Here is an 11,783-nt window from a genome sequence, read left to right on the forward strand (position 1 = left end):
ACGGCGTCCGCAACACCCTGAAGCGCGCTCTCGGGAAGCAGACGAAGCGATGACGGTTCGTCAAGCCCGTCGAGGATCGAGGTTTCTATCCGTGACACCGAAGCAACCTCACGCCCGGAGATAAAGACATGCGCGCAAATCCCTGCGGCAGATGAATATTCTTGAGAAAATCAAGCCTCATCGCACCTCTCTACGACTCAGCCGACATCAAGGGGAGCGACACCTGAAGCACGCCCGTCGGGCCCCAGAGTGATCGTCTGGATCCGTGCCTCGGCCTTGCGCAGCAGGCCCTCGCAATGCCGCTTCAGAGCCTCGCCGCGCTCATAGATTGCGACTGATTCGTCGAGGGGTACATCCCCCTTCTCAAGACGTCGTACGATCTCTTCGAGCTGTTCGAGTGCCTTCTCGAACGGCAGGTCAAGGCTCTCCTCGGAAGCCTCTGAATCGGTTTTCGCCGCCACGGCAGATCGCGCTGCGGTCATCCCACGTTACCCCTCATTCTGCCGGTCTAAGCCTGCGCGCGCCTACCCGACAAGCCCAAGGGACCGTGGGCTGCCCCATCCATCAGCACTTCGTCAAGGGTGGCGTCGTTTCGGCCACACTGAACCCATCTTAATTATAACCTGCATTGCGTGGCCCGTAGCTTCACGCCAGCGCGAGCATGAATGGAGCTCCTTCGAACGCGTCGGCTCCGCGGCCGATCGCTGCGATCGCAGCGGTCATCCGCCCGTCGCGTCGGAGAAGTCGATCGGCTATGTCCACGAACAGCGCATTGGGCGTCGCCGAGGGCGATGCGGCCCGCAAGACGCGCGCGATCTCGGCTTCGCCCCGCTCGGGCGCCAAGGCGCAGGCGGCAATGAAGGCAGCAGCCGTCGAACGGCTGATCCCGGCATAGCAGTGGATCAGGAGCGGCCGGTCTCGGTCCCAAGCCTCGGCAAAATCGAGAATCCGGTGGACATGGACCTCCCCGGGCAGGACGTGGCCGTCGAGGGGGGAGACGATGTCACTGACCTCGACGACGCAGTGGTGCCCCTCGGCGATGGCATCCGGGCGACCGATCGCCGTCCCCACTTTCATGAGCGTCATCAAGTGACTTGCGCGGGTCCGCTCAAGCGTTGTGGGAAGTTGTGATAGGGGACAGACATGGATGGTCGGCATGCAGGCGTCCGGAGATGAGGGCGTGAAAGCGGACGAGAAACCGGGTCTGCGCCTCAGCGGTGGACCAGGGCTCAATCAAGCTCAAGGCGTGACGTCCCACGGCATCCGGCACGCCGAAGATCGTGCCGGCCTCCTCTGTCTCGAAGCCGGCGAGCCGCGTCGCCTCGTGATAAGCCGCCATCGCGTCGGCGCGCTTGACGAAGTGGGCCTCCTCGTCGGACGGAGTCGGCAAGCCGAAACGCAGGCGTATCGCCGCCATCAGGCGCAGCTCCACCGCCTTGTACGACTGGCCGATCACCGCCTTGAACGGAGAGATGATGTCGCCGATCACGTATTCCGGTGCGTCGTGGAGCAGGAACTCGAGGCGCTGCGACCAGCTGGCCTCCGGAACGAGATCGGCACCGATCGCTTCGACTAGAAGCGCGTGTTGGGCAACGGAGAAGACGTGCGGTCCAGCCGTCTGACCGTTCCAGCGGGCGACTCTGGCGAGGCCGTGGGCGATGTCGGCAATCTCGATGTCCTGCGGCGAGGGATCGAGGAGATCGAGGCGGCGGCCCGACAGCATACGCTGCCAAGCGCGAGGAGCGGGCGGGCTCAACCTTCCGCTCCGAGTTCCGCGCACGGCGCGTGGCGGTGACAGCCCACCAAGTGATCGTTGATCATTCCCACCGCCTGCATGAAGGCGTGGACGATGATGGGGCCACAGAACGTGAATCCCTCCGCCTTGAGCGCCTTCGAGATCACCCGCGAGACGTCCGTCTCGGTGGCGATGCCGGACCGGTCCCGGGCGGTGCCCTGGATCGGCGCGCCGTCGACGAAGTCCCATAGGAACCGAGAGAAGCCCGGCCCCCGCTCCTCGATGGCGAGCCAGGCGCGGGCGCCGACGATGGCACCGACGATCTTGGCACGATTTCGGATGATCCCGGTGTCCTGCATCAGCCACTCGACATCCGCGTCGGTGAGGCGGGCCACTGCCTCCGGCTCGAATCCAAGGAAGGCGCGGCGAAAGCCTTCGCGGCGGCGCAGGATCGTGATCCAGGACAGGCCGGCCTGGAACCCGTCGAGGATCAGCTTTTCGTAGAGGGCCCGGCCGTCACGCTCGGGCACGCCCCATTCGGTATCGTGGTAAGCGACGTAGACCGGGTCGAGCCCGGCCCACCTGCAGCGTGGACAGCCGTCGGGATGGTGGATCAGGCCGGTCGGATCATCGGACATGACTGAAGTTTATCTGGAACAGATCAGGAACACCAGCGACCCCTCTCATCCGGCCGGCACCACTTCGGGAAAGGGGAAGGTGGCGTAGGACGGCTTCTCGACACCGAGGATCACGCTGTGTGCCCGCACCGGCTCGCCAGCGGCAACGGCATCTGCGAGCCGATCGAGCCGCAGCGTGGCGAGGCCACGCGATCCCGAGACGCTGCCGATGGTGCCGAGTCCGCGCGGGCCGGCAGTCACCTCTGAGCCGGACACCAAGGGCTCACCCCCGACCGAGACCACGGGAACGATGCGGGTCCGTGCGGTGCCGCGATGCTGCATGCGCGAGACCACCTCCTGGCCGACGTAGCAGCCCTTGCGGAAATCGATCCCCCCCAACTGGTCCATCATCGCCTCGTGCGGGAAGGCGTCGCCATAGGCGAAGTCACGTCCGCCCTCGGGGATGCCGTGAATGATTCGATGGGCATGATAGTCGGCCTCCGTAACGTCGGCCGAGAAGGCGCCTTCGATGAAGACGAGGCGCTCCCCCAGGGCCGGGAGGCGCCCGTCGCTCAGGCGCTCGGTCTCGGCGGCCGTTTCGGCCCCGTCCCAGGCGGCGGCGACGCCCAGGGCCGGATCGAGCGTGATCGTCACCTTGGCACGCAGGCGGTAGAGGGTGAGGCGCTTGGCCAGGGCAGAGGCATGCTCGGCCGGGCAGTCGAGGCGGAAGCCCTCATCCGCCCGCGAGATGAGAAAGTCGAACAGGATCTTGCCCTGGGGCGTGAGGAGGCAACCGAGACGCGCTTCGCCCGGCTCCAGCGTTTCGACGTTGCAGGTCACCACGCTCTGGAGAAAGTTCGTCGCGTCCTCGCCCGCGATGACGATGACGGCGCGGTCCGGCAGCAGGGCGATCGGCATGAGAACTCCTCGTTCGGCGTTGCGCGCCGCGAGACGCTGACATAAGCCGCCGCCACCCGCGTCTCAACGCTGATCAGGAGCGACCCCGATGGACCAGCCCTTCGATCTCCTCCTCACCGGCGGCAGGATCATCAACCACGACGGCGAGCACGCCGCCGACCTCGGCATCAGGAACGGGCGCATCGCCGCTATCGGTGACCTGTCCCGAGCCTCCGGACAGCGCCAGGATTGCACAGGCCTGCATCTGCTGCCAGGGGTCATCGATACCCAGGTCCATTTTCGCGAACCCGGACTTGACCATAAGGAAGACCTCGAATCGGGCTCCCGCGCGGCGGTGATGGGCGGCGTCACCGCCGTATTCGAGATGCCCAACACCAACCCGCTGACCACCAGCGCCGAGGCCCTAGCCGACAAGGTCGCGCGCGGGCACCACCGCATGCATTGTGACTTCGCCTTCTGGGTCGGCGGCACTCACGAGAATGCAACGCAGGTCGCCGAACTCGAGCGTCTGCCGGGGGCGGCCGGCATCAAGGTGTTCGTCGGCTCCTCCACCGGCTCACTGCTCGTCGAGGACGATGCCGGCGTCACCGAAATCCTCAAGCGCACCCGACGCCGAGCCGCCTTCCACGCCGAGGACGAGCCAATGCTGCGAGAGCGCAAAGATCTGCGGGTTCCTGGCGATCCGTCCTCGCACCCGGTCTGGCGCTCGCCGGAGGCCGCGCTGAAGGCGACGCAGCGCCTGGTAGGGATCGCGCGCGAGACCGGCGCACGGATCCACATTCTCCACATCTCCACCGCGGAGGAGATGGTCTATCTCGCCGATCACAAGGACGTCGCCAGCGTCGAGGTGACGCCGCACCACCTCACCCTCGACGGCAGCGAAGCCTATGCGCGCCTCGGCACTCTGGTTCAGATGAACCCGCCGGTGCGCGATGCCGGCCATCGGGACGGGATCTGGCATGGGCTCACTCAGGGCGTCGCCGACATCCTCGGTTCGGATCACGCACCGCATCTGTTGGAGGAGAAGGCCAAGCCCTATCCGGATTCGCCATCCGGCATGACCGGAGTGCAGACGCTGGTGCCGATCATGCTCGACCACGTCGCCAATGGGCGGCTGTCCCTCGCTCGGTTCGTCGACCTGACGAGCGCCGGGCCGAAGCGCCTGTTCGGCATCAGCCGAAAAGGGCGCCTCTCGGTGGGCTACGATGCCGACGTGACGGTGGTGGATCTCAAGCACCGCGAGACCATCCGCAACGAGTGGATCGCCTCGAAATGCGGGTGGACGCCGTATGACGGGGTCACCGTCACCGGCTGGCCGGTGGGGACCCTGGTGCGGGGCAAGCGCGTGATGTGGCAGGGCGAACTCGTTGGCCCGTCGAGCGGCGAAGCGGTGGTATTCGATGAGGCCCTGCCGTCACGGTGATCCCCACTCCAGCTCACAAAAACAGTGCTGAAAAGCAGCGAGCCGCCCGGAGACATCCGGACGGCTCGAGCGACAGATTCACGTCAAATGATCGTCAGGCGACGGCATCGAGCCTCAATGCTGGGGCGCGGTGGTGAACGCTCCGCCGCGAATGCGGTCGGGAAACCCCTCGGCGTAGCGCGCGGTGGCGTCCTCGCCATAGGTCATCACCAGTTCCTGGAAGGCGGCGAACAAAGCGGCCTGCGCCATGCAATCGCCGTCGAGCCCGTCGAGACAACCTTCGGCGAACGCTTCCGACACGTAGCCGAGGGCGGCACGCTTGTCGTCGAGATCGGCCTCGAAAGGCGCGGGAGCGGTGTCGATCTGCATGGCAAGAACATCGGTTGCGCCGAAGAATGGATCGGCGGAAGTCAGAAACATAGGCTGAGGCTGTCGCGTCGGGAAGCCAAGAATTGCGAAGCGGTTAATGCGGACCGTCGAATCCGATGAATTTCGTTCGCGTTCCCATCATGTCATCCGAGAGCAACACCCTCGTCTCACCCCCCGAACCGGCTGGCCAAGGCATGAGAAAGACGTTCGCCTTCCGCGACATAACGAGCGGCCGCTTCGTTCGCCGATGGCGTGCATGCTCGGTAGGTGAGGGAATAGCCGCGATAACCACGGTTATAGGCTCCGGCGAGCCGGTCCCGCCGCCCCGGCGTCACCCCTTCCGCATCCATCAGCGCCTTCATCCGGGTCGGCCATTCCGCGGCATCCGGGGCAGCGCACAGGCTGCGCAGGAAGGAGAGCGAGCCGATGATCTCCGAGAGCCGCATCAGGTCGCGATCGTAGGGGGCGGGGGGCGGCTCGGCCGGTGCGGGAGGTTCCTTATCCTTCTCGGGAGCCTTCGGCGCGGATCGCGCAGGTGCGGGGCGCTGCTGCGCCGTGGCGATATCGGGCAGGCCGATGGCCAGGGCGGCGAGCACCGCCATCAATATCTGTGGCCGGAACGGCTTCACACCCAGCACGATCACGCCTTGTTCCCTGCCATGCACAACGGTCACGTCGCAGGTTTATCGCTAATCCCGGCGATCTGCGAGAAGGCCTCGTCCACCGTCTCCTGCAATCCCGGCGTGGTGGCGAGGCCGGCGAGCTCCGCGGGCAGGGCCCAGCGCACGCCCAGGGCCTCGGGGCCGGGAGCCGGCTCGCCGGCGGTCCAAAGGGCGGCGTGGGGATGCACGACGTAGTGATGGCGCACGCGGCCGCCCTCGGCGCGCAGGATGATCTCCGTCGGGGTCAGGGAGCGGATGACGACGGCCGTAACGCCGACCTCCTCCTGCAGCTCGCGCAGCGCCGCCTCGGCCAGGGTCTCGCCCGCCTCCACCAGCCCGCCGGGCAGGGTCCAGACCCCGCGCAGGGGCTCGTTGGCGCGCGCGGCCAGCAGGACCCGCCCGTCGCGGACGACCGCGATGGAGGCGCCGACGAAGGGACGCGCCGGATAAAGCCGGACGTCGGAGCCGTCCCCGCTCGCTGATTCGCTCATGAATTACAATGGCTTACGGTTGAGGGGAGATGAGCGCGACACGCCCGTCGGCCAAGCCCACGAGGAGGCGCGTATGGGCGCCCTTGCCGATGGCGGCGACGCCGAAGGCCGCAAGGCCGGGGAGGGGAATGCGCCTCACTTCGCGGATGCCGTCCTTCAGGGAGAGGATCGCCAGGGCGCTCCGGTCGGAGACCGGCAGGGCCAGTTCCGGCACGCCGTCGCCATCGGCATCGAGGGTGGAGGCGAGCTCGGTCCCGCCCTCTCCGGGAGACAGATCGGTATAGCCCGGCGCTTCCCCGACGAGCCGAAAAGTCGCGGATTCCAGGGCCCATAACTGCAGGATTCCAGCCCCGTCCGGGGCGGATACCGTGGCGATTTGTGTTCCATTGGAGCCCGTGAAACCACCGATCGCGGCGGGTTTCATCGCCTGCCCGCCCGGTCCCGTGACCTGGACGGGACTCCGGGCGAGGATGGACCAGGCGGCGCCGGTCTCGCCGGAATTCGTGCCGGAGTTTTTGTCCAGATTCTTGCCGACCAGGACCAGGGCCGATCCGCCGCCCTGCGAGGTCACCGCCACGAAGACCGGCCGGCCGTCGACGAGGGCCGCGACCGGACGGCGGAGGGCGAAGGCGGCTCCGGGCCCGGCGGTGACGGCGGTGGTGACGATGGGGACGGGCTTCGGGTCGGCGCTCATCCCCACCGGCTGGCGCTCGCGGATGGTGAGGGTGCCGGCGCGCTCCGGCTCGTCGGCCCTGGCGCGGACGGGATCGGACAGATGGGCGCTGACCGGGCCGAGGGTCGCCCGGCGGGAGCCGGGAACGGCGCCGCGCGGGGTCTCGGATGCGGCGAGCCCCTCCACCGCCTCGGCTCCGAGCAGGGTGGTCGCGACCTTGCCGTCGGAAAGGGTCAGGGCGGCACCGCCCTCGTCGCCCCAGACGACGGCGATGGGCACCTCCTCCACCACCTCGCCCTTCAGGCCCTTGGGGCGGGCGAGGGGGAGGAGGCCGGACGTCGCCACCGCCAGGGACACCTCGCTGCCGGGGCCGCGCATGGCGCGGGCCGTGAACGGCAGATCGAGGATGGTCACCAGAAGTTCGGTTTTGGCAGGTTCGGCCTTGACCGATTCGGCTCGGACGGGCCGAGCGCCCAGGAGCGAGGACGCGAGGAGCGAGACTACGACGAGCTGGGCCGCGACGAACTGGACCGAGAGGAGCGCCGGGAGCGCACCCCGTTCAGACATGCTGGCCGCCGTTGATGTGCAGTTCGGCGCCGTTCACGTAGGAGGAGGCCTCGGTGCAGAGGAAGTAGATCGCCTTGGCGACCTCGTCCGGCGTGCCGAGGCGCCGCTGTGGGATGCCGGCCACGATCTTGTCGGTGCCCGGCGACAGGATCGCCGTGTCGATCTCGCCCGGCGAGATCGCGTTGACGCGGACGCCGAGGGGGCCGAAATCGCTGGCCATCTCCCGGGTGAGGCCGGCGAGCGCCGCCTTCGAGGTGCCGTAGGCGGCGCCCGCGAAGGGATGGACGCGGGACCCCGCGATCGAGGTGACGTTGACGATGGAGCCCTTGGCGCGGGTGAGTTCGTCGCACAGGCCGCGCGCCAGCAGGAGCGGCGCGAAGACGTTGACCTGGAACACCTTGCGCCAGTCGCCGAATTCCGTGGCGATGGCGCCGAGGCGCTCGCCGTTGCTGCCCTTGGGCGAGATGCCGGCATTGTTGACCAGGGCATGGAGCAGGCCGCCCTCGTCGGCTAGGCGCCCGGCCACCTCGGCGACGCCGCGCATGGTGTCCTCCGGGTCCGAGAGATCGACCTGGAGGTGATCCTCCGGCCCCATCTCCCACGGACAATTCTCGGGGAATGCGTGGCGCGAGCAGGTGATCACCCGCCACCCGGCCGCGGAGAAGCGTTTGACCGTCGCATGGCCGATGCCGCGGCTGGCGCCCGTCAGCAGCATGACGCGGCGGCGTTCGTTGCTCGTTGAGGCCAAGGCCGTTCCTTCAGGGTCCGGAGGCGGTGGACACTCGAGACGGTACCGCCGTGCCGTGCCCAGGTCTAAGCCGCGCCGGCCGGGAAATCCAGGGTCGATCCCGCGCCGCAGCAAGTCGCGATCGGCGGTCTCCGGGCGCAAGTCCGCGATAAGATCGCAGGGCGCATGACCGAGTTCGCCGCCGCTCGGCTCGCGACGTGTGACGTGTCGTCGATCCAGGACAAAGACATCGGGATCGTGTCGCGGTTCGACGTTTCGGTCCGAGGGCCCGACGCTGGTCGATATGGGGCGGATTCAGGTCTCGTTGCCGCTCGCCTTGCGTCCGCGCGAGGTCGGGCGCTGCGGCAGGCTACTTCCGTAAGTCTGCCACCATGCGCTCAGCGCCTCCATCGTCGGCCCCAGCCCGCGCGCCTTCTCGGTGATCGCGTACTCGACCCGCGGAGGCACCTCCGGAAACACGGTGCGATCCACTAGGCCGTCGGCCTCCAATTCGCGCAACTGCGCCGTCAGCATGTGCTGGGTGATGCCGGGGATGGCCTTCCGCAGCTCGCCGAAGCGGTAGATTCGCTGGTTGAGCAGCCACATGATCTCGAGCTTCCACTTGCCCGAGAGCAGGGCGAACGCGCGTCGCATCTCCTCATGCATGTTGATCGCCGGATCGGCCATACTCTGCTTTTCCATACTAGCCCCAGCTTATTCATCCTACTTGTCAGCATCCATCTTAGCTGACATTTCAAATCCGCGCGCCGGTCGCGCAAATAAAAACGAGCGTTTTCAAATCGTCTTCATCGACAATCGAAAGTCTTGCCGCTCTCGCGGCAAGAATGGACAGGTCATGCCTGAAATCTACATTTACTGGGCCAGCACCGCATTGCTGTGCGTGCTCTATCTGACGTCGGCATTGCTCTACCTTACGAAGGCTGCCTGGACACGGCAGGCGCTTGCCGACCTTGGCTATCCTGCCTACCTCGTGCCCGTCATGGCCGCCGTGAAGATCCTCGGCCCGGCCGCGATCCTCCTGCGGCTGGATGTTGCGCTCAGCGACCTCGCCTATGCCGGCTTGTTCTATCACCTCGTGCTGTCCGGTCTGGCCCATTTCGGGGTCCGCAAGCCCCTCGGGGCGCTCCCGGCCGCAATCGGGTTCGCGCTGCTGGCCGCGTCCTTCGCCACCCAGAACGCCGCCCGCGCCATCCCGTCGCCGTCCCCGCTGGCGGCCGCCTTCTGACGCCCTCACCGACCTCGAACCCCAAGGAGATCTCCATGAACCGACTCGATGGGAAAGTCGCCCTCGTGGCCGGCGCCGGCCGCGGCATCGGCCGTGCCACCGCCAAGCTGTTTGCCGCGGAAGGCGCGAAGGTGGCCGTTCTCTCGCGCACCGCCGCCAACGTGGATGCCGTGGTCGCCGATATCGAGGCCGCCGGCGGCACCGCGCTCGGCGTCGTCTGTGACATCGGCGATGCCGAGCAGATCAGGGCGGGCGTGGACAAGGTGGTCGCCGGCTATGGCCGGATCGACATCCTCGTGAACAACGCCTTCGACCCCTCCTCGGTGTATTCCTCGATCCTCGACCTCTCGGTCGACCAGTTGCAGCGCAATTTCGAGATGGGCCCGGTCGCGTATCTGCGGACCATGCAGGCCTGCCACCCCTATCTCAAGGCGAGCGGCGCGGGCCGCGTCATCAATTTCGGCTCGATGGCCGGCATCACCGGCCTTGCCGGCACGGGTCCCTACGGCATGGCCAAGGAGGCGGTGCGGGCCCTGACACGAACGGCCGCCCGCGAGTGGGGCGCCGACGGGATCACCGTGAACAACGTCCTGCCCGTCGCCGAGACCTGGGGCGCCGACGCCGACGTGCCGGCGCCGACCAATCCCCTCGGACGCTACGGCTCTCCGGAGGAGGACATCGCCCCCGTGGTCCTGTTCCTCGCGAGCAAGGATGCGCAGTTCCTGACGGGCTATTCCCTCACGCCGGACGGCGGGATGATCATCGACAGCGCGCGCTGAAAGCCATGACCGCGCTCCCCATCACCCCTCCGTTCGCGGCGGTCTTCGCCGTCGGCATGTATCGCGCCTCCGGGCCGGTGCGCGGCCTCGGGACCGTACCGGCCCATCTGGCTCTCGTGCTGGTCGCGGTCCGGCTCGGCGCGGATGCATGGCTTCGCGTGGCTGGGTACGACACCTCCAGTCACGGATAGAGCCTCGCCCCGCTCCAGCCGCCGCCGGCCCTGGTGAAGCGGACGCGGTCGTGGAGGCGGAAGGGTCCGTCCTGCCAGAACTCGATCGAGACCGGCGCGATGCGGAATCCCGTCCAGTTCTCGGGGCGCGGCACCGGCTGGTCCTCGTAGCGGGCAGCGAGGGTGGCGACTTCCGCTTCCAGGGTGGCGCGGTCGGCCAGCGGCCGCGACTGGCGGCTGGCATGGGCGCCGATCCGGCTTTCCCGGCGGCGGCTCGCGAAATAGGCGTCGGCCTCGTCGGCGGTCACGGGGCTCACGGGGCCGCGGGCGCGGACCTGCCGGCGCAGGCTCTTCCAGTGCAGGACCAGGGCGGCCTGCGGGTTCTGCGCCAGTTCCTCGCCCTTGGCGGACTCGACGTTGGTATAGAAGACGAAGCCGCCCTCATCGACGCCCTTGAGCAGGACCATGCGCACGTCCGGCAGGCCGTCCGAGCCCGCCGTGGCCAGCGCCATGGCGTTGGGATCCTCGGGCTCCGAGCGTTCGGCCTCGCCCATCCAGGCGGCGAACAGCGCCCAGGGATCGGTGCAGAGGGTGAAGTCTCCGCCGGGCCCGATCGGGCCGGCGGGGGGTGGGACAGTGCCGGCGGCGGCCGGCTCAGAGATCCTTAACCGATCCAAGGCGTAATCCTGCTGGTGAGATCCGGGTCGGGGGCACCGACGTGGGACACGATTTGTCGTCGTTCGAGTCACGTCGTGAGAACAGGTGTAATGCGTCGGAGCGAGAGTAAAGCCCCACCCGTCTCCTCCCGCGACGTCGTCGCACCCGTGACCGCCCGCCTTATGGGCGGCGCGCTGCCGGGTCTCGGTAGCGTGCTGGTGGCGCTGTCGCTCACCGGCTGCGGCATCCCGATCATCACGTTCCAGAGCGAGACCAAGGCGGAGCCGGCGGTGACGGTGCCGGAGCCCCTGGTCACGGGCAGCATCGACAAGCGCCCGAAGAGCTTCGGCGGGGAGATGTCCGACGAGGATTGGCGCCGGGCGCATGCGGCCCTGTCGGTGGCGCTCGATCCGCAGGGCAACGGCCGCCCGGTGAAATGGGACAACCCGGATTCCTCCCTGCGCGGCTCCGTCAACCCGACGGGCCTCCCCTACGTGGCCAACGACCTGATCTGCCGGGACTTCCTCGCCTCGGTGATCGCGCCCGCGCGCAGCCGCTTCGTCCGCGGCACCGGCTGCAAGCCCTCCGGCGGCGAGTGGGAGCTGACCCGCGTCCGCATGGCGAAATCGAAGGCCTGAGGCCGCGATCCTCCGCCGCACGGGATCGTCCGACGGACCTGCGGGTTGACGCGTCGATCGAACCGTCGAATCCTGCCGGACGACCGTTGCAAAGAAGCAACAGCCATTCCA

17 protein-coding genes are annotated in these 11,783 nt (G+C 67.8%); 5 read left to right on the forward strand and 12 right to left on the reverse strand.

The genetic code is table 11. The features are described 5' to 3' along the window. Positions 1-197: 197 nt before the first annotated feature. From ACFQ4G_RS09720 to ygfZ, 5 genes are all read right to left on the reverse strand, one after another. The gene (locus ACFQ4G_RS09720; protein ID WP_238202187.1) at positions 198-482 is read right to left on the reverse strand and encodes an exodeoxyribonuclease VII small subunit; all 285 of its coding nucleotides are present in this window, start codon (positions 480-482) and stop codon (positions 198-200) included. Positions 483-645: 163 nt separating this feature from the next. Beyond that, entirely contained in the window at positions 646-1,158 is a 513-nt protein-coding gene (locus ACFQ4G_RS09725) for a tyrosine phosphatase family protein (RefSeq protein ID WP_238202189.1), read from the reverse strand. After that, entirely contained in the window at positions 1,109-1,723 is a 615-nt protein-coding gene (locus ACFQ4G_RS09730; protein ID WP_238202531.1) for an HD family hydrolase, read from the reverse strand. Before ACFQ4G_RS09730 ends, ACFQ4G_RS09725 begins: the two co-directional genes overlap by 50 nt. Positions 1,724-1,752: 29 nt before the next feature. Continuing rightward, positions 1,753-2,373: a DNA-3-methyladenine glycosylase I gene (locus ACFQ4G_RS09735; RefSeq protein ID WP_238202191.1), complete on the reverse strand. Its 621-nt coding sequence runs from the start codon at positions 2,371-2,373 to the stop codon at positions 1,753-1,755. A gap of 45 nt (positions 2,374-2,418) precedes the next feature. Beyond that, on the reverse strand, positions 2,419-3,270 hold the full coding sequence (ygfZ, locus tag ACFQ4G_RS09740; protein ID WP_238202193.1) for a CAF17-like 4Fe-4S cluster assembly/insertion protein YgfZ: 852 nt from the start codon (positions 3,268-3,270) through the stop codon (positions 2,419-2,421). Between the two features lie 88 nt (positions 3,271-3,358). On the opposite strand from ygfZ, the gene ACFQ4G_RS09745 reads away from it, so the two are divergent. Then, the gene (locus tag ACFQ4G_RS09745) at positions 3,359-4,693 is read left to right on the forward strand and encodes a dihydroorotase (protein ID WP_238202194.1); all 1,335 of its coding nucleotides are present in this window, start codon (positions 3,359-3,361) and stop codon (positions 4,691-4,693) included. A 114-nt stretch (positions 4,694-4,807) separates the two neighbouring features. On the opposite strand, the gene ACFQ4G_RS09750 is transcribed toward ACFQ4G_RS09745, so the two are convergent. The 6 genes from ACFQ4G_RS09750 to ACFQ4G_RS09775 form a co-directional block, all read right to left on the reverse strand. Next, a complete protein-coding gene (locus ACFQ4G_RS09750; protein ID WP_019903771.1) occupies positions 4,808-5,062 on the reverse strand; it encodes a hypothetical protein in 255 nt (84 codons plus the stop codon). A gap of 167 nt (positions 5,063-5,229) precedes the next feature. Further along, positions 5,230-5,664, reverse strand: coding sequence for a TIGR02301 family protein (locus ACFQ4G_RS09755; protein ID WP_238202532.1), 435 nt, complete (start codon positions 5,662-5,664; stop codon positions 5,230-5,232). A 68-nt stretch (positions 5,665-5,732) separates the two neighbouring features. After that, positions 5,733-6,215, reverse strand: a complete 483-nt coding sequence (locus ACFQ4G_RS09760) for an NUDIX hydrolase (RefSeq protein WP_238202196.1) — start codon at positions 6,213-6,215, stop codon at positions 5,733-5,735. A gap of 13 nt (positions 6,216-6,228) precedes the next feature. Further along, entirely contained in the window at positions 6,229-7,455 is a 1,227-nt protein-coding gene (locus tag ACFQ4G_RS09765) for a hypothetical protein (protein ID WP_238202198.1), read from the reverse strand. Then, a complete protein-coding gene (locus tag ACFQ4G_RS09770) occupies positions 7,448-8,170 on the reverse strand; it encodes an SDR family NAD(P)-dependent oxidoreductase (RefSeq protein ID WP_238202534.1) in 723 nt (240 codons plus the stop codon). Before ACFQ4G_RS09770 ends, ACFQ4G_RS09765 begins: the two co-directional genes overlap by 8 nt. Positions 8,171-8,497: 327 nt before the next feature. After that, positions 8,498-8,884: a winged helix-turn-helix transcriptional regulator gene (locus tag ACFQ4G_RS09775; RefSeq protein WP_238202200.1), complete on the reverse strand. Its 387-nt coding sequence runs from the start codon at positions 8,882-8,884 to the stop codon at positions 8,498-8,500. A 154-nt stretch (positions 8,885-9,038) separates the two neighbouring features. Here ACFQ4G_RS09775 and ACFQ4G_RS09780 point away from each other — a divergent pair, with 154 nt between their 5' ends. Genes ACFQ4G_RS09780 through ACFQ4G_RS09790 form a run of 3 tightly spaced genes read left to right on the forward strand, consistent with a single transcriptional unit; the run spans position 9,039 to position 10,398 of the window. Beyond that, positions 9,039-9,428 carry a DoxX family protein gene (locus ACFQ4G_RS09780; protein ID WP_238202203.1) on the forward strand — a complete coding sequence of 130 codons (390 nt, stop codon included), beginning with the start codon at positions 9,039-9,041 and terminating at the stop codon, positions 9,426-9,428. Between the two features lie 35 nt (positions 9,429-9,463). Beyond that, positions 9,464-10,207: an SDR family NAD(P)-dependent oxidoreductase gene (locus tag ACFQ4G_RS09785; protein ID WP_238202210.1), complete on the forward strand. Its 744-nt coding sequence runs from the start codon at positions 9,464-9,466 to the stop codon at positions 10,205-10,207. 5 nt (positions 10,208-10,212) lie between these two features. After that, complete coding sequence (locus tag ACFQ4G_RS09790; protein ID WP_238202212.1) at positions 10,213-10,398, forward strand: hypothetical protein; 186 nt, start codon at positions 10,213-10,215, stop codon at positions 10,396-10,398. Here ACFQ4G_RS09790 and pdxH read toward each other — a convergent pair. Further along, the gene (gene pdxH / locus ACFQ4G_RS09795; RefSeq protein WP_238202536.1) at positions 10,389-10,931 is read right to left on the reverse strand and encodes a pyridoxamine 5'-phosphate oxidase; all 543 of its coding nucleotides are present in this window, start codon (positions 10,929-10,931) and stop codon (positions 10,389-10,391) included. The two genes, ACFQ4G_RS09790 and pdxH, sit on opposite strands and share 10 nt — an antisense overlap. Before the next feature lie 285 nt (positions 10,932-11,216). Between pdxH and ACFQ4G_RS09800 the strand changes: the two genes are divergently transcribed. After that, positions 11,217-11,672: an RT0821/Lpp0805 family surface protein gene (locus ACFQ4G_RS09800; RefSeq protein WP_379040133.1), complete on the forward strand. Its 456-nt coding sequence runs from the start codon at positions 11,217-11,219 to the stop codon at positions 11,670-11,672. Positions 11,673-11,783: the final 111 nt, after the last annotated feature.

It is taken from the genome of Methylobacterium marchantiae, assembly GCF_042679825.1.
GTDB lineage: Bacteria > Pseudomonadota > Alphaproteobacteria > Rhizobiales > Beijerinckiaceae > Methylobacterium > Methylobacterium marchantiae.

What these genes read in the sequence shown, in the direction of transcription:
- ACFQ4G_RS09780 (WP_238202203.1), top strand. Translation starts at nt 9,039, where the DNA reads ATGCCTGAAATCTACATTTACTGGGCCAGCACCGCATTGCTGTGCGTG.
- pdxH (WP_238202536.1), bottom strand. Translation starts at nt 10,931, where the DNA reads ATGGGCGAGGCCGAACGCTCGGAGCCCGAGGATCCCAACGCCATGGCG.
- ygfZ (WP_238202193.1), bottom strand. Translation starts at nt 3,270, where the DNA reads ATGCCGATCGCCCTGCTGCCGGACCGCGCCGTCATCGTCATCGCGGGC.
- ACFQ4G_RS09735 (WP_238202191.1), bottom strand. Translation starts at nt 2,373, where the DNA reads ATGTCCGATGATCCGACCGGCCTGATCCACCATCCCGACGGCTGTCCA.
- ACFQ4G_RS09770 (WP_238202534.1), bottom strand. Translation starts at nt 8,170, where the DNA reads ATGCTGCTGACGGGCGCCAGCCGCGGCATCGGCCATGCGACGGTCAAA.
- ACFQ4G_RS09720 (WP_238202187.1), bottom strand. Translation starts at nt 482, where the DNA reads ATGACCGCAGCGCGATCTGCCGTGGCGGCGAAAACCGATTCAGAGGCT.
- ACFQ4G_RS09750 (WP_019903771.1), bottom strand. Translation starts at nt 5,062, where the DNA reads ATGCAGATCGACACCGCTCCCGCGCCTTTCGAGGCCGATCTCGACGAC.
- ACFQ4G_RS09730 (WP_238202531.1), bottom strand. Translation starts at nt 1,723, where the DNA reads ATGCTGTCGGGCCGCCGCCTCGATCTCCTCGATCCCTCGCCGCAGGAC.
- ACFQ4G_RS09765 (WP_238202198.1), bottom strand. Translation starts at nt 7,455, where the DNA reads ATGTCTGAACGGGGTGCGCTCCCGGCGCTCCTCTCGGTCCAGTTCGTC.
- ACFQ4G_RS09760 (WP_238202196.1), bottom strand. Translation starts at nt 6,215, where the DNA reads ATGAGCGAATCAGCGAGCGGGGACGGCTCCGACGTCCGGCTTTATCCG.
- ACFQ4G_RS09725 (WP_238202189.1), bottom strand. Translation starts at nt 1,158, where the DNA reads ATGCCGACCATCCATGTCTGTCCCCTATCACAACTTCCCACAACGCTT.
- ACFQ4G_RS09775 (WP_238202200.1), bottom strand. Translation starts at nt 8,884, where the DNA reads ATGGAAAAGCAGAGTATGGCCGATCCGGCGATCAACATGCATGAGGAG.
- ACFQ4G_RS09800 (WP_379040133.1), top strand. Translation starts at nt 11,217, where the DNA reads ATGGGCGGCGCGCTGCCGGGTCTCGGTAGCGTGCTGGTGGCGCTGTCG.
- ACFQ4G_RS09755 (WP_238202532.1), bottom strand. Translation starts at nt 5,664, where the DNA reads ATGGCGGTGCTCGCCGCCCTGGCCATCGGCCTGCCCGATATCGCCACG.
- ACFQ4G_RS09745 (WP_238202194.1), top strand. Translation starts at nt 3,359, where the DNA reads ATGGACCAGCCCTTCGATCTCCTCCTCACCGGCGGCAGGATCATCAAC.
- ACFQ4G_RS09790 (WP_238202212.1), top strand. Translation starts at nt 10,213, where the DNA reads ATGACCGCGCTCCCCATCACCCCTCCGTTCGCGGCGGTCTTCGCCGTC.
- ACFQ4G_RS09785 (WP_238202210.1), top strand. Translation starts at nt 9,464, where the DNA reads ATGAACCGACTCGATGGGAAAGTCGCCCTCGTGGCCGGCGCCGGCCGC.